This window comes from Ectopseudomonas oleovorans, from assembly GCF_029845265.1.
In the GTDB taxonomy this organism is placed as follows: domain Bacteria; phylum Pseudomonadota; class Gammaproteobacteria; order Pseudomonadales; family Pseudomonadaceae; genus Aquipseudomonas; species Aquipseudomonas oleovorans.
Genome location: NZ_JAOCLK010000061.1, coordinates 1 through 20,522, shown reverse-complemented (window position 1 = coordinate 20,522; position 20,522 = coordinate 1). Strand labels below are relative to the sequence as shown.

At 63.9% G+C, this 20,522-nt stretch carries 18 protein-coding genes and 1 pseudogene; 16 read left to right on the top strand and 3 right to left on the bottom strand.

The window, feature by feature from the left end; all coding sequences use genetic code 11:
- Window positions 1-230 precede the first annotated feature (230 nt).
- From N5J71_RS20715 to N5J71_RS20700, 4 genes are all read left to right on the top strand, one after another.
- Complete coding sequence (locus N5J71_RS20715) at window positions 231-524, top strand: co-chaperone GroES (protein WP_017675400.1); 294 nt, start codon at window positions 231-233, stop codon at window positions 522-524.
- A gap of 48 nt (window positions 525-572) precedes the next feature.
- Window positions 573-2,219 (top strand): chaperonin GroEL, encoded by a 1,647-nt coding sequence (gene groL / locus N5J71_RS20710; protein WP_169971179.1) that lies wholly within the window; start codon window positions 573-575, stop codon window positions 2,217-2,219.
- Window positions 2,220-2,502: 283 nt separating this feature from the next.
- A complete protein-coding gene (locus N5J71_RS20705; protein ID WP_169971178.1) occupies window positions 2,503-3,207 on the top strand; it encodes a lipopolysaccharide kinase InaA family protein in 705 nt (234 codons plus the stop codon).
- Window positions 3,208-3,565: 358 nt separating this feature from the next.
- Window positions 3,566-3,802, top strand: coding sequence for a hypothetical protein (locus N5J71_RS20700; RefSeq protein ID WP_004424563.1), 237 nt, complete (start codon window positions 3,566-3,568; stop codon window positions 3,800-3,802).
- A 355-nt stretch (window positions 3,803-4,157) separates the two neighbouring features.
- Here the strand turns inward: N5J71_RS20700 and N5J71_RS20695 are convergent.
- Window positions 4,158-4,984: pseudogene (locus N5J71_RS20695) on the bottom strand (arylamine N-acetyltransferase family protein).
- Between the two features lie 176 nt (window positions 4,985-5,160).
- Between N5J71_RS20695 and N5J71_RS20690 the strand changes: the two are divergent.
- Complete coding sequence (locus N5J71_RS20690; protein WP_169713308.1) at window positions 5,161-5,367, top strand: hypothetical protein; 207 nt, start codon at window positions 5,161-5,163, stop codon at window positions 5,365-5,367.
- A 102-nt stretch (window positions 5,368-5,469) separates the two neighbouring features.
- Here the strand turns inward: N5J71_RS20690 and N5J71_RS20685 are convergent, their stop codons facing one another.
- A complete protein-coding gene (locus N5J71_RS20685) occupies window positions 5,470-6,966 on the bottom strand; it encodes a CoA-acylating methylmalonate-semialdehyde dehydrogenase (protein WP_279917555.1) in 1,497 nt (498 codons plus the stop codon).
- 107 nt (window positions 6,967-7,073) lie between these two features.
- A complete protein-coding gene (gene aptA, locus N5J71_RS20680) occupies window positions 7,074-8,420 on the bottom strand; it encodes an omega-aminotransferase AptA (RefSeq protein ID WP_279917553.1) in 1,347 nt (448 codons plus the stop codon).
- 162 nt (window positions 8,421-8,582) lie between these two features.
- Between aptA and N5J71_RS20675 the strand changes: the two genes are divergently transcribed.
- From N5J71_RS20675 to N5J71_RS20625, 11 genes are all read left to right on the top strand, one after another.
- Entirely contained in the window at window positions 8,583-9,500 is a 918-nt protein-coding gene (locus tag N5J71_RS20675; RefSeq protein WP_257597968.1) for a LysR family transcriptional regulator, read from the top strand.
- A gap of 152 nt (window positions 9,501-9,652) precedes the next feature.
- Entirely contained in the window at window positions 9,653-10,318 is a 666-nt protein-coding gene (locus N5J71_RS20670) for a TetR/AcrR family transcriptional regulator (RefSeq protein ID WP_074855287.1), read from the top strand.
- A 54-nt stretch (window positions 10,319-10,372) separates the two neighbouring features.
- The gene (locus tag N5J71_RS20665) at window positions 10,373-12,253 is read left to right on the top strand and encodes a PhoX family protein (RefSeq protein ID WP_074855288.1); all 1,881 of its coding nucleotides are present in this window, start codon (window positions 10,373-10,375) and stop codon (window positions 12,251-12,253) included.
- Between the two features lie 71 nt (window positions 12,254-12,324).
- Window positions 12,325-12,909, top strand: a complete 585-nt coding sequence (locus N5J71_RS20660) for an IMPACT family protein (RefSeq protein ID WP_206408689.1) — start codon at window positions 12,325-12,327, stop codon at window positions 12,907-12,909.
- A complete protein-coding gene (locus N5J71_RS20655; RefSeq protein ID WP_004424573.1) occupies window positions 12,906-13,472 on the top strand; it encodes a DUF922 domain-containing protein in 567 nt (188 codons plus the stop codon). The genes N5J71_RS20660 and N5J71_RS20655 overlap by 4 nt, the downstream gene beginning before the upstream one ends.
- 165 nt (window positions 13,473-13,637) lie before the next feature.
- Window positions 13,638-14,327 carry an SDR family oxidoreductase gene (locus N5J71_RS20650; RefSeq protein ID WP_206408691.1) on the top strand — a complete coding sequence of 230 codons (690 nt, stop codon included), beginning with the start codon at window positions 13,638-13,640 and terminating at the stop codon, window positions 14,325-14,327.
- Between the two features lie 314 nt (window positions 14,328-14,641).
- Window positions 14,642-16,189, top strand: coding sequence for an ABC transporter ATP-binding protein (locus N5J71_RS20645; RefSeq protein ID WP_206408692.1), 1,548 nt, complete (start codon window positions 14,642-14,644; stop codon window positions 16,187-16,189).
- Between the two features lie 11 nt (window positions 16,190-16,200).
- Window positions 16,201-17,298 carry an ABC transporter permease gene (locus N5J71_RS20640; RefSeq protein WP_279917550.1) on the top strand — a complete coding sequence of 366 codons (1,098 nt, stop codon included), beginning with the start codon at window positions 16,201-16,203 and terminating at the stop codon, window positions 17,296-17,298.
- A 111-nt stretch (window positions 17,299-17,409) separates the two neighbouring features.
- Window positions 17,410-18,336: an ABC transporter permease gene (locus tag N5J71_RS20635; protein ID WP_074855292.1), complete on the top strand. Its 927-nt coding sequence runs from the start codon at window positions 17,410-17,412 to the stop codon at window positions 18,334-18,336.
- A gap of 136 nt (window positions 18,337-18,472) precedes the next feature.
- Window positions 18,473-18,922 (top strand): REP-associated tyrosine transposase, encoded by a 450-nt coding sequence (locus N5J71_RS20630; protein WP_084340257.1) that lies wholly within the window; start codon window positions 18,473-18,475, stop codon window positions 18,920-18,922.
- A 214-nt stretch (window positions 18,923-19,136) separates the two neighbouring features.
- Window positions 19,137-20,492, top strand: coding sequence for an 8-oxoguanine deaminase (locus N5J71_RS20625; RefSeq protein WP_084340259.1), 1,356 nt, complete (start codon window positions 19,137-19,139; stop codon window positions 20,490-20,492).
- Window positions 20,493-20,522 lie beyond the last annotated feature (30 nt).

Sequence of the window (20,522 nt, the reverse complement as noted above, 5' to 3'; positions counted from 1 at the left end):
GGTGCTTACCACGAGCGCCGCCCCTCTGCAACGCAAAAAATTTCACCCCCGCCCCTTGAAATACCCTTGCCCGCCCACATGTAGCAGTCACCGCAAGGTAGCTGCCCGCTGAGGCAGTCCAACTTTCGCGGTACGCCCAGCGTGCCGCACCCGGCCTCGCCGGATTTTACAAACCCGCCGACCATTCATGAGTCGGCAAGTTGGCCATCAATTGTTAGGAGAGATCGACAATGAAGCTTCGTCCTCTGCATGACCGCGTCGTGATCCGTCGCAGCGAAGAAGAGACCAAAACCGCAGGCGGCATCGTGCTGCCGGGTTCGGCCGCCGAGAAGCCGAACCAGGGTGAAGTCGTTGCCGTCGGTACCGGTAAGGTTCTGGATAACGGCGAAGTCCGTCCGCTGGCCGTCAAGGTCGGTGACAAAGTGGTATTCGGCCCGTACTCCGGCAGCAACACCGTCAAAGTCGACGGCGAAGACCTGCTGGTCATGGGCGAGAACGAAATCCTCGCTGTCGTCGAAGCCTGATTCCCACGAATCTCCGTTTAACCTTCAAGAATTTGAGGACTGATCAACATGGCTGCTAAAGAAGTCAAATTTGGCGATTCCGCCCGCAAGAAAATGCTCGTTGGCGTCAACGTACTGGCCGACGCCGTCAAAGCCACCCTCGGCCCGAAAGGCCGTAACGTGGTGCTGGCCAAATCCTTCGGCGCCCCGACCATCACCAAAGACGGTGTGTCGGTTGCCAAGGAAATCGAACTGAAAGACGCCTTCGAAAACATGGGCGCCCAACTGGTCAAGGACGTTGCGTCCAAGGCCAACGACGCTGCTGGTGACGGCACCACCACCGCTACCGTTCTGGCTCAAGCCATCGTCAACGAAGGCCTGAAGTCCGTCGCTGCCGGCATGAACCCGATGGATCTGAAGCGCGGCATCGACAAGGCCACTATCGCCATCGTTGCCCAACTGAAAGAACTGGCCAAGCCGTGCACCGACACCAAGGCCATCGCTCAGGTCGGCACCATCTCCGCCAACTCCGACAATTCCATCGGTGACATCATCGCCGAAGCCATGGAAAAGGTCGGTAAAGAAGGCGTCATCACCGTTGAAGAAGGCTCGGGCCTGGAAAACGAACTGTCCGTCGTAGAAGGCATGCAGTTCGACCGCGGCTACCTGTCGCCGTACTTCATCAACAAGCCGGACACCATGGTTGCCGAGCTGGAAGGCCCACTGCTGCTGCTGGTCGACAAGAAGATCAGCAACATCCGCGAACTGCTGCCGGTTCTGGAAGCCGTTGCCAAAGCTGGCCGTCCGCTGCTGATCGTGGCTGAAGACGTCGAAGGCGAAGCCCTGGCTACCCTGGTGGTCAACAACATGCGCGGCATCGTCAAAGTCGCAGCCGTCAAGGCTCCGGGCTTCGGCGACCGCCGCAAGGCCATGCTGCAGGACATCGCCATCCTCACCGGCGGTACCGTGATCTCCGAAGAAGTTGGCCTGTCCCTGGAAAGCGCCACTCTGGAGCACCTGGGTAACGCCAAGCGCGTCGTGCTGAACAAGGACAACACCACCATCATCGATGGTGCTGGCGCCCAAGCCGACATCGAGGCCCGCGTTGCACAGATCCGCAAGCAGGTCGAAGACACCACCTCCGACTACGACAAAGAGAAGCTGCAAGAGCGTCTGGCCAAGCTGGCTGGCGGTGTTGCCGTGATCAAGGTTGGCGCTGCCACCGAAGTCGAGATGAAAGAGAAGAAAGCCCGCGTTGAAGACGCCCTGCACGCTACCCGCGCTGCCGTGGAAGAAGGCGTGGTACCTGGCGGCGGCGTGGCCCTGGTGCGCGCTCTGCTGGCAATCGACGAGCTGAAAGGCGACAACGAAGACCAGAACGTCGGTATCGCTCTGCTGCGTCGCGCTGTCGAAGCGCCACTGCGTCAGATTGTTGCCAACGCCGGCGGCGAGCCGAGCGTAGTGGTCGACAAGGTCAAGCAGGGTTCGGGCAACTTCGGCTTCAACGCCGCGACCGACACCTACGGCGACATGATCGAGATGGGTATTCTCGACCCGGCCAAGGTCACCCGTTCGGCCCTGCAAGCTGCTGCTTCCATCGGCGGCCTGATGATCACCACCGAGGCCATGGTTGCCGAAGCGGCTGACGACAAAGGCCCGGCCATGCCTGATATGGGTGGCATGGGCGGTATGGGTGGCATGGGCGGCATGATGTAAGCCACCCGGCTCCTTAGCAGTACCAAGAACCCCGCGCCAGTCGCGGGGTTTTTTTTGGCCTGCCATCCATGGCGGCCACCCTGAGGGCCGTCGCTACGCGACGTTAAAAATTTCTCCCGGAAATTTTTTATGCCCGACGAAAAGCGATACAGGCCGAAAAACCCGATGACATTTCCTGTGGACTCGGGAACGTTGTTTGCTTATGTTTTGTTACAACCCTGAACGATGCAGTCCCCGTTCACGAGACGAGTGCTGCGCAAACCTCCAATAGAAGAACAAAAATATGGCCCTTTGCAGTACGCGTGAGATTCCTCAGCAGGTATTCCAATACTGGTGGCAACAGCAAGGTGATTGGGTCGAAGAGCCCAACGCTCGCCGCGGCGGCGAAAGTGGCGTGCAGCGCCTGCTGGATGAAACCGGCGTGCTCTACGCCAAGAAACAGATCGGCCATATCTACCGCAGCCTGCTGCACCCACAGGGACGCCCGACTGTACTGCGCGAACGCAGTGCACTGCTGGCCCTGGACGCACTCGGCGTGCCCGTTCCCAAGCTGATCTACTGCGGCGTTGAACGCGACCCACAACAGGGCTGGCGGGGCCTGCTGGTGACCGCCGAGCTCGAAGGCTTCATGGACATCGAAAGCTGGTACGCCAAAGGCGGCCGCGAAGCCTGTGGTGAAGCCGTACATACCGAGCTGCTGCAACTTGTTGGCGCGACTCTGGCGCGCATGCACCTGGGGCGCTGGCAGCACGGTTGCCTGTATGCCAAACATGTATTCGTTAACGTTGCCGGCGAAACGCCGCAGGTTGCCCTGCTGGATCTGGAGAAAAGCCGTCGCCGCCTGACACGCGCCCAGGCCGCTCAGCACGACCTGCCTCAACTACGACGCCACAGCCCCTGGTCCGACGCCGACTGGCAGCAACTGCTGCAGGGCTATCGCCAGATCTTCGCCGATGGTGCCAAAGGCCTCGGCACGGCTATTGCCTGAACAAATGACTGCCGGCCCAGGGTCGGCAGTGTTTTCCCCGCAACACCTCGCTCCATCCGCATCACCCCCACCAGGAAGTGGCTCTACCTTGCACCTTTGCGCTGGGTAGCAAGCAGAGCTGCAGGCGACTGCAACTGCCAGGGCCGGCTGTTACAGGGGGCCTTAATGGGCACCTAAGGTTACGTCGATACGTTACCCGCAGCATTGTTGAACCAACCGACAAGGCCCGTGTCCCAGCACAGCCCCGGCTGGTGCCAGCTACGCGCTAAGACCGTTCGTCGCATGAGACGACGACAAGGCAATGGGTGATCTAGGTTTAGCGAACAGCGTTTGGCAGCGCTTTCAAGGGGTTAGCAAAATGAAATTAGAAATAGCACGAGGTTTGTTCCTGGGCCTCGCCCTCAGCGTAACGGCAATCGCCGCCGCAGCCTGGCAGGAGCCCGGCCCACGCGTGCTGGAAGCGCAAGCCTGCACCGCCGCAGAACCCTGCCCCACCGCGCCTTTGCGCAAGCAAGTGCAGCCCGCCGCCAAACCCGATGCCAACCTACTGGTGCTGATGTTCGGCCTCAGTGGCGCGATGAAGGGCGAGCACTAAGCCATACCCACGGTCACACCTTCGCCAAACGGGCTGACCTGCAGCAGCAGGTGGCCCGTCAGGCGCTGCCTCTTGGCGCTCATACCCGTGCAGCTCGATCACCCGCTCTGCTCCTCGATACTTCCAGTACTCGCTCATGCCTCTGGCCCCACAGCCCCCCTGAAAATGCCCGCATAATGGCGTTTTAGCAGGCTGGCGCTTCAGCAGGCGAAGCAGTTCTTCGCTATTTCCGCTTACGCCCCGCAAGCGGGAGAGGGGAACTGATCGCTGTTCCGTCAGCAATCTCGGTTGGCTGAAAGATTTTCGCGGCTGAAGCCCCTCCTACAAGAACGCGGCGATACCAGCGACCTTGCCTTCACGCCCCCGCTATCAACCGCTCGATGATCTGCCGTCGCTCAGGATGCTCCGGCACCCGAATGCCAAACTCCTCGCGCAGAACCCTGAGCACCTCATCGACACTCTGCAGTTGCACCCGCTCACTCGCCTGCCCCAGGCGGTGGATGGCGAAGCTGCCGTTGTTCAGCGTTTTGCGCAGGCCTGGCCCGGTGCGTGCGGCGATCATCTGGCCGAGAAAGGGCGATTCCGGGTGGGTGCACACGTACCAGTTGCCCACCACGTAATCGATATCCGCCACCTTCTGCAGATCGAACAGGTACATCGCCCGCCAGCTGTCCGCCACCAGTGCGCGCAAGGTGTAGGTGTCATCCACCAGCGTCAAACGATAAGGCTCATGCGGCGTGGCCTGCTCGGCCTCACTGTCGAGCAGCAAGGGACCGGTGGGCACCATGCGGCCGAAGCCGACGTCGGTGATGTAGCAAACGCCCCCAGGGTCACCAGCACCAGCATATGGGTACGCGCTGGCAGGGCATCTTCCGGCCCGCCCATGACCACGCGGCCGGTCAGCCCGCGCGCGTCGAAGCCCAATTCCTGCAACAGCAGCAGGTACAGACGGTTGAGTTCGAAGCAGTAACCGCCACGGCCCTGGCGCAGCAGCTTGTCCTGGACCGCGGCGGGTTCGACCTCCACCGGCACGCGCAGCATGCTCGCCAGGGTTTCGAAGGGGAACTCGGCAGTGTGCCGCTCTTGCAGCTCGCGCAGGGTGTCGAGGGTCGGTGGCGGCGCCGACGAGTAACCCAGGCGCCCGAGGTACATGTGTAAATCCAGCATGAATGGCTCGGTCATCGTGCATCTCCCTTTTCTACCTGCCGGCTGTATTACCAGAGGACGTGGACAGACGATATGCAACGAGCGGCATGGCGTGCTCGAATCAGCGCTTTCGCTTTGCGGCAGCCGGCACACACAAACCGGCACAAATGCGCCAATCTATCGCTCACCGCACGAGCTTGCCCGAGGACTCCATGATGCACCTGCGCCATTGCTGCACCCTTTCCCTGTTAATCACCCTGGGCGGCTGCGGCGCCGGTGAGACGGCCGCTACGGCGACGCTCCAGGCTGAGCAGGCCAAACAGGCCCAACAGCAGATGGAGCAGCTCAAGCAGCAGATCGACCAGGCCAATGCGGCGAACACTCGGCGTCTGCAGGAGGCCATCGACCAGGCGCAGTGAACGGCGTCTCCAGCGGAGCGCTGCTTGCAACGAGCAACCTGCTGCCTGACAACAAAAAGGCCGATCTCTTGATCGGCCTTTTCATTCAAAGCAGCAGCTCACTCAGCCATTGCTGGGGAAGGCGAACTGCGCCGCTTCGTGGCTCTTGCGCGCCGGCCAGCGCTGGGTGATGGCCTTCTTGCGGGTGTAGAAGCGCACGCCATCCGGGCCGTAGGCATGCAGGTCGCCGAACAGCGAGCGCTTCCAGCCGCCGAAGCTGTGGTAAGCCACCGGTACCGGCAGCGGCACGTTGACGCCGACCATTCCCACTTCGATCTCGTCGCAGAACAGGCGCGCCGCTTCACCGTCACGGGTGAAGATGCAGGTGCCGTTGCCGTACTCGTGATCGTTGATCAGTTGCATGGCTTCTTCCAGGCTGCCGACGCGAACGATGCACAGCACCGGGCCGAAGATCTCGTCGGTGTAGATGGTCATGTCCGGGGTCACTCGGTCGAACAGGGTGCCGCCGACGAAGTAGCCGTTCTCGTTACCCGGCACCACCAGACCACGACCATCGACCACCAGCTTGGCGCCCTGCGCCACACCGGCGTCGATGTAGCCCTTGACCTTGTCGCGCGCTGCAGCGGTGACCAGCGGGCCCATGTCGAGGCCGCAAGAGGTACCGGCACCGATCTTCAGCGCCTGGATCTGCGGGACGATCTTCTCGACCAGCGCATCGGCGATCTGGTCGCCCACGCACACGGCCACGGAGATGGCCATGCAGCGCTCACCGCAGGAGCCGTAGGCCGCGCCCATCAGTGCGCTGACGGCGTTGTCCAGGTCGGCATCGGGCATCAGCACGGCGTGGTTCTTGGCGCCGCCCAGGGCCTGCACGCGTTTGCCACGCTTGGTGCCTTCGCTGTAGATGTATTCGGCGATCGGCGTCGAACCGACAAAGCTCAGGGCCTTGACCTCAGGCGCTTCGATCAGCGCGTCGACCGCGTCCTTGTCGCCGTTGACCACGTTCAGCACGCCCTTGGGCAGGCCGGCCTGGTTCAGCAGTTCGGCGATGAACAGGGTGGAGTTCGGGTCGCGCTCGGATGGCTTCAAAATGAAGCAGTTACCGCAGACGATGGCCAGCGGATACATCCACAGCGGCACCATGGCCGGGAAGTTGAACGGGGTAATTCCTGCCACGACGCCAATGGGTTGCAGATCGGTCCAGGCGTCGATGTTCGGGCCGACGTTGCGGCTGTATTCGCCCTTGAGAATGTCCGGGGCGGCGCAGGCGAACTCGACGTTCTCGATGCCGCGCTTGAGTTCACCGACGGCGTCTTCGAGGGTCTTGCCATGCTCGGCGCTGATCAGTGCGGCGATTTCGTTCTCGTTCTGCTCCAGCAACTCCCTGAAGCGGAACATGACCTGCGCGCGCTTGGCCGGCGGGGTGTTGCGCCAGGCCGGGAAGGCAGCCTTGGCGGCGTCGATGGCCAGTTGCATGGTGGCGCGATCAGCCAGGCCGACGGCGCTGGTGGAGTCGCCGGTGGACGGGTTGTACACCGGGGCGCTGCGACCGTTGCCGGCAACGCGCTCGCCGTTGATCAGGTGAGGGATATGGCTCATGGGAAAGCTCCTAGACGTAATTACTGTGGGTAGGAGCCGGCTTGCCGGCGATCCGTTTTACAACCTCGCCCGCAAGCAGGCTCCTACAGAAAGGGGTGCGCTCGCTCTTAATCCAGCTTGTTCAGCACGTCGCCGACGGCGTTGAAGACGCGGTCGAGATCTTCCATCTTGGCATTGAAGGTCGGGCCAAACTGCAGGGTGTCGCCACCGAAGCGTACGTAGAAACCGGCCTTCCACAGGGCCATGCCGGCCTCGAACGGACGGATCACCGCGTCACCGTCACGCGGGGCGATCTGCAGGGCGCCAGCCAGACCGCAGTTGCGGATATCGATGATGTGCTTGGTACCCTTCAGGCCATGCAGCGCGGCCTCGAACTTCGGCGCCAACTCGGCGGACTGCTGGATCAGGTTCTCGCGGTTGAGCAGCTCCAGCGTCGCCAGACCAGCGGCGCAGGCCACCGGGTGCGCCGAGTAGGTGTAGCCGTGGGTGAACTCGATCATGTGCTCCGGCGACGGCTGCTGCATGAAGGTGTTGTAGATCTCGCTGCTGGCGATCACCGCACCCAGCGGGATGGCGCCGTTGGTGATCTGCTTGGCGACGTTCATCAGGTCCGGGGTCACGCCGAAGAACTCCGCACCACTCCACTTGCCCATACGGCCGAAGCCGGTGATGACTTCGTCGAAGATCAGCAGGATGTTGTGCTGGGTGCAGATTTCGCGCAGGCGCTGCAGGTAGCCCACCGGCGGCACGATGGCACCGGCCGAGCCGGACATCGGCTCGACGATCACCGCCGCGATGTTGGAAGCGTCATGCAGCTCGATCAGCTTGAGCAGTTCGTTGGCCAGCTCCACGCCGCCGGTCTCGGCCATGCCCTTGGTGAAGGCCATGCCCGGCTGCAGGGTGTGCGGCAGGTGGTCGGCGTCCATCAGTTGGCCGTACATCTTGCGGTTGCCACCGATGCCGCCCAGCGCGGTACCAGCGATGTTGACGCCGTGGTAGCCACGGGCACGGCCGATGAAGCGGGTCTTGGACGCCTGGCCTTTGAGGCGCCAGTAGGCCTTGGCCATCTTCACCGCGGTGTCGGCGCACTCGGAGCCAGAGCCGGTGAAGAACACGTGGTTGAGGTCGCCCGGCATCAGGTCAGCGACCTGCTCGGCCAGCTTGAACGACAGTGGGTGGCCGAACTGGAAGCCCGGCGAATAGTCGAGGGTGCCGAGCTGCTTGGCCACGGCCTCCTGGATTTCCTTGCGCGAGTGGCCGGCGCCGCAGGTCCACAGACCGGACAGGCTGTCGTAGACCTTGCGGCCCTGGTCGTCGGTCAGCCAGCTGCCTTCGGCGCCGACGATCAGACGCGGGTCGCGCTGGAAGTTACGGTTGGCGGAGAACGGCATCCAGTGCGCATCCAGCTTGAGCTGGCTGGCCAGGGACGGGGTTGCGGTCTGCGGCATGTTCATTGGGAGCCTCACTCGGGCAGGCAATCGGGTGTAGGAGCCCGCTTGCGGGCGATGATCGCCGGCAAGCCGGCTCCTACAGGGTAGTTGCCAGCAAAGGTGCCACGGGCATAGAGTCAGTAAAACAGTACTCTTCTTATCTTCAGATCAAGGCTTACTAAACAAATGAGCAGCCGTCGTCCCGATCCGCTGGCCCAGGTCAGCGACTTTGAAATCCGCCTGCTCAAGCTGTTTCGCAGTGTGGTGGAATGCGGTGGTTTTTCCGCAGCGGAAAGCGCATTGGGCATCGGCCGCTCGGCCATCAGCCAGCAGATGAGCGATCTGGAACAACGCCTCGGCCTGCGCCTGTGCCAGCGCGGCCGCGCCGGCTTCGCCCTGACCGAGGAAGGCCGCGAGGTGTACCAGAGCACCCTGCAACTGCTGGCGGCGCTGGAGAGCTTTCGCACCGAGGTCAATGGCCTGCACCAGCACCTGCGCGGCGAACTGAACATCGGCCTGACCGACAACCTCGTGACCATCCCGCACATGCGCATCACCAATGCCCTGGCCCGGCTCAAGGTGCAGGGGCCGGACGTGCGCATCAACATCCGCATGACGCCACCGTCGGAGGTGGAACAGGGCGTGCTCGACGGCCGCCTGCATATCGGCGTGGTGCCGCAGGTCGGCGCCCTATCCGGCCTCGAATACCAGGCGCTGTACGATGAGCGCTCGCTGCTTTACTGCGCGGTCGGCCACCCATTGTTCTATGTCGACAACCAACAACTCGAAGACGACAGGCTCAACGCCCAGGAAGCCATCGCGCCGACCTTCCGCGTACCATCCGAGGTGCAGAGCCACTACCAGGCACTGAACTGCACGGCCAGCGCTTCGGATCGCGAAGGCATGGCCTTTCTCATCCTCACCGGACGTTACATCGGCTACCTGCCGGATCATTACGCCCAGGCATGGGTGCAGCAGGGGCGCTTGCGCGCGCTCAAGGCCAGCAGCCGCTACTACGACATCAACCTGGCAGCGGTCACGCGCAAAGGACGGCGTGCCCATCTGGTACTGGAGAGTTTTCTCGAAGCACTGGCCGATGGCTGAGTGCCATAGATTCCGTAAACGCCCCCGCACAGCCGCCTCTCGGGGCAATTGAGCCCTGCCCCAGCGTTTTTCCGCGCAGCGCACTTGTCACCCAGGCAATGCTGGGGTATCAGTGCAGGCGCGCCGCTCCCCGATCAGCATGGAATTGCTCTATGACCTTCGAAGTACCCGCCCATCACACCAGCGACAAACCTGCCGGGCGCATTCGCCAGAAGAATGAAGAAGCCATCATCAAGGCCGCCGAGGAAGAGTTCGCCCGCCATGGTTTCAAGGGCACCAGCATGAACACCATCGCGCAGAACGTCGGCCTGCCCAAGGCCAACCTGCACTACTACTTCAACAATAAGCTGGGCCTGTACCTGGCGGTGCTGAGCAATATCCTCGAACTGTGGGACAGCACCTTCAACACCCTGAGCGTCGATGATGATCCGGCCGAGGCGCTGGAGCGCTACATCCGCGCCAAGATGGAGTTTTCCCGGCGCCAGCCGAAGGCTTCGCGCATCTTCGCCATGGAAGTGATCAGCGGCGGCGACTGCCTGTCGCAGTATTTCAACCAGCACTACCTGGACTGGTTCCGTGGCCGCGCTGCCGTGTTCGAGGCCTGGATCGCCGCCGGCAAGATGGATCCGGTCGACCCCATGCACCTGATCTTCCTGCTCTGGGGCAGCACCCAGCACTACGCCGACTTCGCCTCGCAAATCTGCCGCGTCAAGCAGTGTTCACGCCTGACCAAGCAGGACTTCGAGGAGGCCGCCGATCAACTGGTGCAGATCATCCTCAAGGGCTGCGGCCTGACGCCCGTCAACAAAGCTTCATAGATTCGTCACATCCGCGCACTAGGCTGCCCTCCATTTCTGGAGGAGACATGCCTGATGGACAACCACGATCTGACTGACCTGCAGCGCCTGGTACTTAGCCGCCGCCGCTTCATCGGCACCGGCGCCCTGGCCGGTGCTGCCCTGTTCCTGGCGGGCAGCCCGCTGGGCCGCACGGCACTGGCCAACGCCATCAGTGCCAGGCCGCTGCTGGGCTTCGACAACATTGCCGCCAGCACCGCAGACACCATCACCCTGCCGCCGGGCTATCGCTTCGACGTGCTGATCAGCTGGGGCCAGCCGCTGCACCAGGACTCCGCAGCCTATCGTGGCGACGGCAGCAACAGCGCCGAGGAGCAGCTTGGCCAGTTCGGCGAGAACAACGACGGCATGAGCTTCTTCCCCTGGCCGGGCGATGCCAACCGCGCGCTGATGGCGATCAACAACGAATACTGCAATTACCCTTACCTGCTGGCACACGGCAAGCCGCCGCAGTCACTGGCAGACGTGCGCAAGGCGCAGGCTGCCGTGGGTGTCACCGTCATCGAGGTCAAGCGCGATGCGGACGGCGCCTGGCAGTTCGTCCAGGGCTCGGCGTACAACCGCCGCATCCACGCCAACCTGCCCATGGAAATCAGCGGCCCGGCGCGCGGCCACGCGTCGATGAAGACCGCCGCTGATCCGGCCGGTATCGAAGTGCTCGGCACCTTCCAGAACTGCGCCAACGGCATGACGCCCTGGGGCACTTACCTGACCTGCGAAGAGAACTTCAGCGACTGCTTCGGCAGCACCGACGCCGCGCTGCAACTGACGCCTGCGCAAAAGCGCTACAGCGTCAAACTCGAAGGTGCCAGCGACAACCGCTGGCACCTGTTCGATGAGCGCTTCGATATCGCCCGCACCCCCAACGAGCTGAACCGCCACGGCTGGGTCACCGAAATCGATCCCTTCGATCCCGCGTCCAAGCCGATCAAGCGCACTGCGCTGGGCCGCTTCAAGCACGAGAACGCGGCCATCACCCTCAGCCGCGATGGCCGTGTGGTGGTGTACATGGGCGATGATGAGCGCGGTGAGTTCATCTACAAATTCATCAGCCGTGATCGCCTCGACAAGAACAACCCCAAGGCCAACCGTCACCTGCTCGATCATGGCGACCTGTACGTGGCCCAGCTGGATGCCGACGCGCAGCAGCCGCGTGGCTCCGGCCGCTGGATCAAACTGAGCTTCGGCCACAATGGCCTGACCCCAGAAAACGGCTTCAGCGACCAGGGCGATGTGCTGATTCGCGCCCGCGCTGCCGGCAGCCATGTGGGCGCAACCCGCATGGATCGCCCGGAATGGATCGCCGTCAGCCCGCAGGACGGCCAGGTCTACTGCACCCTGACCAACAATGTGCAGCGTGGCAGCGAAGGTCAGCCGGTGGACGGCGCCAACCCGCGCGCCAACAACCTCTACGGGCAGATTCTGCGCTGGCGCGAAGCGGCTGACGACGCCGCAGCCGAGCGTTTTGACTGGGATCTGTTCGTGGTCGCCGGCAACCCGGTGGTGCACCCCGACAGCGCCAACGCCGGGTCGACCAACGTCAATGCCGACAACATGTTCAACAGTCCGGACGGGCTGGCCTTCGACCAGGATGGCCGGTTGTGGATCCAGACAGACGGCAACTATGGCAATAGCGGCGACTTCGCCGGCATGGGCAACAACCAGATGCTCTGCGCCGACCCGGTCAGCGGCGAGATTCGTCGCTTCCTGGTCGGCCCGAAGGGCTGCGAGATTACCGGCGTGGCCTTCAGCCCCGATCACCGCGCGCTGTTCATCGGCGTGCAACATCCGGGTGAAGACGGCGACTCGAGCTTCCCCGACCATCAGCCGGGCATGCGCCCGCGCTCCTCGGTGGTGGTGGTTCGCCGTGACGACGGCGGCGTGATCGGCGCCTGAACCCGCGCTGCATGAAATGACGCCCGCCCGGCTTATACTAGCGGGCGTTTTCGTTTGCAGACCCGCGTGCCATGCCCACTACCCTGCTCGGCCCTTGCGAGTACCGCGAGGAAATCCGCAAAAGCCGCTTCCTCGCCCTCGCCGCGCCAGTCAGCAACGCAGCCGAGGCGCAAGCCTTTATCGACAGCCACAGGGACCTGGCCGCCTCGCACAACTGCTGGGCGTGGAAGGTCGGCAACCAGTACCGCTTCAACGACGACGGCGAACCGGGCGGCACAGCTGGCAGGCCGATCCTCGCCGCCATCGAAGGGCAAGGCTGCGATCAGGTGGTGGTACTGGTGATTCGCTGGTACGGCGGCATTCAGCTTGGCACCGGTGGGCTGGCCCGCGCCTACGGCGGCAGCGCGGCGAAATGCCTGCAAGCCGGCGAGCGCCGTGAACTGGTGCTGCGGCAGCCCTTCACCTGTCATTTGCAGTTCGCCGAACTGCCGCTGTTCAAAGCGCGTCTGAACGAGTTGGACAGCCTGATCGAGAGCGAGGATTACGACGCCACCGGCGCACGTCTGCACTTGGCCGTCGCGCCGGCAGAGCACGCCGCGCTGGAACGCTTGCTGGGCGATATCAGCCGTGGCCGCGAGAGTCTGAAAGCGCCATGAAACGAACGACCGCAGCCCTGCTGCCGCTGCTGTGGCTCGCCCTGTCGGCCCACGCCGAAGTGCAGGAGCGTTTGCAGGAACAGTACTACGACCTGCAGGTAGCGTCCGGCGAGTCCCTCAGCCGCACCATCAACCAGGCCTCGCCGATTCGCCAGAACGGCCAGATCTACCACGCCTACACACGCTGGCAGGTGCAATGGAATTTCTGGTGGCGCGAGCAACGCGACGGTCGCTGCCAGATCGATCTCACCCGCACCCAGTTGAACGCCACCATCACCCTGCCCCGCCTCGGTGGCGGCGACGCACAGCAGCGCCAGCGTTTCGAACAGTACCTGGGCGCACTGCGCGAACATGAGCTGGGCCATTACCGCATCGGCCAGGCAGCAGCCGCCGAGATAGACGCGGCGCTGCTGGCGACACCTGAATACCCCAGTTGCACCGAGCTGCAACAGCAGGCCAACCGGCGCGCCAATGCCGTGCTGCAACGGCATCTCGAACATGAACGCCGTTACGACCGCGAAACCGGCCATGGCCGCAGCCAAGGCGCCAGGTTGACGGAATAACACTGCAGCAAAAATGTAGGAGCGGCGCCCCGCCGCGAATCGTGGCTGGACGCACTCGAAAAGCTTCGCCCCGAGGCGGGCCTCCTACAGGGGATTGCCGTGCCAGGCTTATCGGATCGACATTCGCTATGCTGATCCTCTTTCTCATCCGCCATGGAGCCTGACATGACTGCCTCCCGATCCATTCTGATCATCGGTGCCTCACGTGGCCTCGGCCTTGGCCTGACCCGTGAATTCGCCGCCCAGGGCTGGGCCGTGACCGCCACCGTGCGCAGCGCAGCGCAACAAGCCCAAGCCCCTCTGCAAGAACTCGGCGTACGCGTGGAGCAACTGGAGATGACTGATCCGAACAGCCTCGAGCAGTTGGCCAACCGCCTGAATGATCAGCAGTTCGACGTCATCTTCGTCAACGCCGGGGTCGCCGGCCCCGAGCACCACAGCACCGCACAGGCCAGCGCCGAGGAAATGGGTCAGCTGTTCCTGACCAACGCCGTCGCCCCACTGCGCGTGGCCGAGCGCCTGCTGCCGAACCTGGCCGCCGAACATGGGCTGATTGTGTTCATGAGCTCGATCCTCGGCAGCATCGAGGCGGGTGCCGGGCTGGGCATGCCGCTTTACGGCGCCAGCAAGGCTGCGCTCAACCACCTCGTGCAGTGCTTCGTGCGCACTCAGGACAATCCGCAGCTCGGCGTGCTGCTGATGCACCCAGGCTGGGTACGCACCGATATGGGCGGCGCCGACGCCCCGCTGGATATCGACAGCAGTTGCAAGGGCATGGTCGAACAGGTCAGCGTTGCCGTCGGCCGGCCAGGCCTGAGTTATCAGGACTTCGAAGGCAATCCTTTGCCCTGGTAAAAGCGCTCAAACCGGGCCGCTCGCAGAAGCTAGCCCTGGTAGCCGCAAGTAGTGATTTCTGTTGCCCCCGGATTACATCCGAGCAACGGTCGCGGCTAAAGCCCCTCCCACAAGAGCAGCAGCTGTTTGTGGGAGGGGCTTTAGCCGCGCACGCGCGAATACGGTGCATTGTGCGCAGCATACGGAGAGACGTGCACCAATGGCAGGCATTGCAGTGCGCTCGGCCATAGGCGAGAGCCCATAAAATGGATTTTCTGACTCACTGGCCAAGTTTTTGCTTTAGCCCCGCTCAGTCATGTTCATGAGCGCTTCCCATGTCCGCCCCACCCGCTTCCCCACGCCTGCAGCTGACCGCCATCAGCAAGCAATACCCCGGCTGTCTGGCCAACGACCGTATCGACCTGACCATCGCCCCCGGTGAGATCCGCGCCCTGCTCGGCGAGAACGGTGCCGGCAAGAGCACGCTGATGAAGATCATCTACGGCGTCACTCAGCCCAGCAGCGGCGAGATTCGCTGGCAGGGCGAACGGCTGGCGATGCGCGACCCGGCCATGGCGCGCGGCCTGGGCATCGGCATGGTGTTCCAGCATTTCTCGCTGTTCGAGACCCTGACCGTCGCCGAGAACATCGCCCTGGCCATGGGCGCGGGCGCCGGTACACCGAAGCAGCTGGAGCCGAAAATTCGCGAGGTGTCGCAGCGCTACGGCATGGCGCTGGAACCGACCCGCCTGGTCCACAGCCTGTCCATCGGCGAACGCCAGCGCGTGGAAATCGTCCGCTGCCTGATGCAGGACATCAAGCTGCTGATCCTCGATGAACCCACCTCGGTGCTCACTCCGCAGGAGGCCGACGAGCTGTTCGTCACCCTGCGCCGCCTGGCCGCCGAGGGCTGCAGCATTCTGTTTATCAGCCACAAGCTCGGCGAGGTACGCGCGCTATGCCAGAGCGCCACGGTGCTGCGCGGCGGGCGGGTGTCCGGCCATTGCGTGCCGGCAGAATGCAGCGACCTGGAGTTGGCGCGACTGATGGTCGGTGATGCCGAGGGGCTGGAAAGCAGCTACCCGAAAGTCAGCGGCGGCCTGCCACGGCTGCGCGTCGATGACCTCAGTTGGCACAACCCCGACCCGTTCGGCTGCTCGCTCGAACGCCTTCGCCTGGAGGTGCGCAGCGGCGAGATCGTCGGCATCGCCGGGGTCGCCGGCAATGGCCAGGACGAGTTGCTCGCTCTGCTCAGCGGCGAAACCCGACTGCCACGCGGTGAGCGCGAGCGGGTGAGCATCGATGCCGCGCCAGTGGCCAATCTGCACCCGGATGCGCGGCGCCAGCTGGGCCTGGCCTTCGTACCCGCCGAACGCCTCGGCCATGGCGCCGTGCCGGAGATGAGCCTGGTGGACAACGCCCTGCTCACCGCCTTCGGCCAGGGCCTGGTCAAGGGCGGCTTGGTGCAGCGCGGCAAGGTACGGGCGCTGGCGGACGAGATCATCCGCCGCTTCGCGGTGAAGACGCCGGGTGCCGACACCGCCGCGCGCAGCCTGTCCGGCGGCAATCTGCAGAAATTCATCCTCGGCCGCGAGATTCTGCAAAACCCGAAACTGCTGGTGGCCGCGCACCCGACCTGGGGCGTGGACGTTGGCGCCGCTGCGGCCATCCACCGCGCGCTGATCGCCCTGCGCGATGCCGGCGCGGCGATTCTGGTGATCTCCGAAGACCTCGACGAGCTGTTCCAGATCAGCGACCGCATCGGTGCGCTGTGCAGCGGGCGGCTGTCGCCGCTGGCCGAGACAGCGCAGGTGTCCACCCTAGAAGTCGGCCGCTGGATGGCCGGTGAGTTCGATCAACCCGCCGCTGCTGCGGCCTGCTGACGGAGCCCGTCATGCTGTTATCCCTGGAACCGCGCGGCCAGGAGTCGCGCCCCATGCTCTGGCTGTCGCCGCTGCTGGCCGCCGTACTGACGCTGGTGAGCGGCATGCTGCTGTTCACTCTGCTCGGCCATGACCCGCTGGAAACCCTGCACACCCTGCTGATCGCCCCGGTCAGCGACTGGTACGGCGTGTCCGAACTGCTGGTCAAGGCACTGCCGATCCTGCTCTGCGCACTGGGCCTGGCGGTCGCCTACCAGGCGCGCATCTGGAATATCGGCGCCGAAGGCCAACTGCTGATCGGCGCGCTGGCCGGCAGCGCCATGGCGCTGCAACTGATCGACTGGGACAGCCGCTGGGCACTGGCCTGGGTGGTGCTGGCCGGCACCGCTGCCGGTGCGGCCTGGGCCGGGCTAACCGCCTGGCTGCGCACGCAGTTCAACGCCAACGAAATCCTCACCAGCATCATGCTCAACTACATCGCGCTGAACCTGCTGTTGTTCTTCGTGCATGGCCCGCTGAAGGACCCGGCCGGTTTCAACTTCCCCGAGTCGGCGATGTTCGGCGATGCCAGCCGCCTGCCACTGGTCAGCGAGGACGGTCGCCTGCATGGCGGCCTGTACCTGGCGCTGCTGACTCTGGTAGCGGTGTGGGTGCTGCTGCACAAGAGCTTTCTCGGCTTCCAGATCAAGGTGCTCGGCCTGGACAAGCGCGCCGCCGGCTTCGTCGGCTTTCGCGAGAAACGCCTGGTGTGGTTCGCCCTGCTGGTCAGCGGCGCCCTGGCCGGCATGGCCGGCGTCGGCGAAGTGGCCGGGCCGATTGGCCAGTTGGTGCCGCAGGTGTCGCCCGGCTACGGCTATGCGGCGATCACCGTGGCCTTTCTCGGCCGCCTCAATCCGCTCGGCATCGTCGCCGCCAGCCTGCTGATGGCGCTGCTCTACCTGGGCGGCGAGAACGCGCAGATGAATCTCAACCTGCCGCAGGCGATCACCCAGCTGTTTCAGGGAATGATGCTGTTCTACCTGCTGGCCTGCGACGTGCTGATCCTCTACCGGCCACGGCTGAAGTGGAAATGGGCACGGCGCGAGACCCTCGCCGAGGCGACCACCTGACCGTGGGAGGGGCTTTAGCCGCGACGTTTTCAATCGAACGGCTGTCGCGGCTAAAGCCCCTCCCACCACAAGACACACTCTTTTTTATCTGCTGCATCCGAGGCTTCACGTATGGATCTCGATCTGTTGACCAATATTTTCTACGCCATGGTACGCACCGGCACGCCGCTGCTGCTGGTGGCTCTGGGCGAGCTGGTGTGCGAGAAGAGCGGCGTGCTCAACCTCGGCCAGGAAGGCATGATGCTGTTCGGCGCGGTGATCGGCTTTATCGTCGCCTTCAGCACCGGCAGCCTGTGGCTCGGCGTGTTGCTGGCGATGGCTGCCGGCATGCTGCTGTCACTGCTGTTCGCCGCCGTGGCGCTGGGCTTCAACGCCAACCAGGTGGCCACCGGCCTGGCTCTGACCATCTTCGGCGTCGGCCTGTCCACCTTCGTCGGCGCTGCCTGGGTCGGCAAGCCGCTGTCCGGCTTCGAGCCCATCGTCATTCCGCTGCTGTCCGATATCCCGCTGATCGGGCGCATGCTGTTCGCCCAGGACGTGCTGATCTACCTGTCCTTCGCACTGTTCGCGCTGGTGGCCTGGGTGCTGCTGAAAAGCCGTATCGGCCTGATCATCCAGGCCGTTGGCGAAAACCCGGACGCAGCCAGCGCCATGGGCCTGCCGGTGCTGCGCGTGCGCACCCTGGCAGTATTGTTCGGCGGCGCCATGGCCGGCCTGGCCGGTGGCTACCTGTCGCTGGCCTACACGCCGATGTGGGCGGAGAACATGACCGCCGGGCGCGGCTGGATCGCCCTGGCGCTGGTGGTGTTTGCCAGTTGGCGCGTCTTGCGTGTGCTGCTCGGCGCCTACCTGTTCGGCCTGGCCAGCATCCTCCACCTGGTGGCGCAGGGCATCGGCCTGTCGATCCCGTCGAACCTGCTGGCGATGCTGCCCTACGTCGCCACCATCGTCGTGCTGGTGCTGCTCTCGCGCGACGCGATCAAGACCCGGCTGTATGCGCCGGTGTCGCTGGGCCAGCCCTGGCAACCGGGGCATTGATGAGGAGAAGTCGCGGCTAAAGTCCCTCCCACAAAAGCCGATCCCACAGACTGCACTGGTGCTGTGGGAGGGGCTTTAGCCGCGACAAGGCTTTTATCGGCTATACCTTTGTCACACCCACCCGGGAGGCAAAGGAATGCCCCACTCAGCTCGCTTGCGCGCCGCTCGCTTCTCGGAGCCGCAGCGTATCTACCTACTCACCGCAACGACAGAAGGCCGTGAAACACTGTTCACGGACTTCGCGATTGGCCGCCTGGTCGTTGCCGAACTCAAAGCTGCGCAGCAGGACGGCCTAGCCGAATCGCTGGCTTGGGTACTCATGCCCGATCACCTGCACTGGCTGATTGCACTGCAGCAAGGCTCGATCAGCGACCTGATGCGGCGCATCAAGGGACGCAGCGCCAAGCACATCAACCAGCTAACCAAGCGCCAGGGAAAACTCTGGCAGGATGGCTTTCATGACCGGGCATTACGTCGTGAAGAAGATGTACTGCCGGCAGCACGGTATATCGTCGCCAACCCTCTAAGAGCGGGCTTGGTCAGCCGGGTGGGCGATTACCCGCTGTGGGATTCGGTCTGGCTCTGACCTCAGAAGAGTCGCGGCTAAAGCCCCTCCCACAAAAGCCGCTCCCACAGACAAATGCCATTCTTGTGGGAGCGGCTTCAGCCGCGACAGGCTTGTTGCCCCTGACTCCAGAGTCAGCTATCTTCGCCGCACGTCATTTCTGGCGCACCTGGATCAGCAGACAGGGTCAACACTGAGCTGGCTTACCTGACATCAACCTCAGAGGAGCCTGCTCATGGCAGCTACCCGTATCTGGATCAAGAACCCCCTTGCTATATTCACCGCCAATGACCTGGACGCTTCCGGCGGCCTGGTGATTGAGGATGGCCGAATCACCGAAGTGCTCGGTGCCGGCCAGCAGCCTTCAACACCCTGCAAGCAAACCTTCGATGCCCGCGAGCACGTGCTGCTGCCGGGCCTGATCAATACCCACCATCACTTCTACCAGACCCTCACCCGCGCCTGGGCGCCGGTGGTCAACCAGCCGCTGTTCCCCTGGCTGAAGACGCTCTACCCAGTCTGGGCGCGCCTCACGCCCGAGAAACTGGCCCTGGCCAGCAAGGTGGCGTTGGCCGAGCTGCTGCTGTCCGGCTGTAGCACCGCCGCCGACCATCATTATCTGTTCCCCGGCGGCCTGGAGAATGCCATCGACGTACAGGTCGAGGCGGTGCGCGAACTGGGCATGCGCGCCATGCTCACGCGCGGTTCCATGAGCCTGGGCGAAGCCGATGGTGGCCTGCCGCCGCAGCAGACGGTGCAACAGGGCGAGGTGATCCTGGCCGACAGCCAGCGCCTGATCGGCCAGTACCACCAGCGCGGCGACGGCGCGCAGATCCAGATCGCCCTCGCCCCCTGCTCGCCCTTCTCGGTGACCCAGGAAATCATGCGCCAGAGCGCCGAACTGGCCGATGATCTGGACGTGCGCCTGCATACCCACCTGGCCGAAACCCTCGACGAGGAGGACTTCTGCCTGCAGCGCTTCGGCCTGCGCACCTTGGATTACCTGGACAGCGTCGGCTGGCTCGGCCCACGCACCTGGCTGGCCCATGGTATCCATTTCAACCCCGACGAGATCGCCCGCCTGGGCGCTGCCGGCACCGGCATCTGCCATTGCCCCAGCTCCAACATGCGCCTGGCTTCGGGCATCTGCCCCAGCGTCGAGCTGGAAGCCGCCGGCGCGCCGCTGGGCCTGGGCGTCGATGGCTCCGCCTCCAACGATACTTCGAACATGATCCTCGAAGCGCGCCAGGCGCTGTACATCCAGCGCCTGCGCTACGGCGCCGAGCAGATCACCCCGCAACGCGTACTCGGCTGGGCAAGCAAGGGCTCGGCGAAACTGCTGGGGCGCAGCGATATCGGCGAGCTGGCGGTGGGCAAGCAGGCCGACCTGGCGCTGTTCAAGCTCGACGAGCTGCGTTTCTCCGGCAGCCACGATCCGCTCTCCGCGCTGCTGTTGTGCGGTGCAGATCGTACCGATCGGGTGATGATCGGCGGCAATTGGCGGGTCATCGATGGGCAGATCGAAGGGCTGGATGTGGCGCAGTTGATCGCTGATCACCGGCAGGCGGCGAAGCAGCTGGTAAGCGGTTGATCGCGACCAATCAGCCGTAGGAGCGAGCTC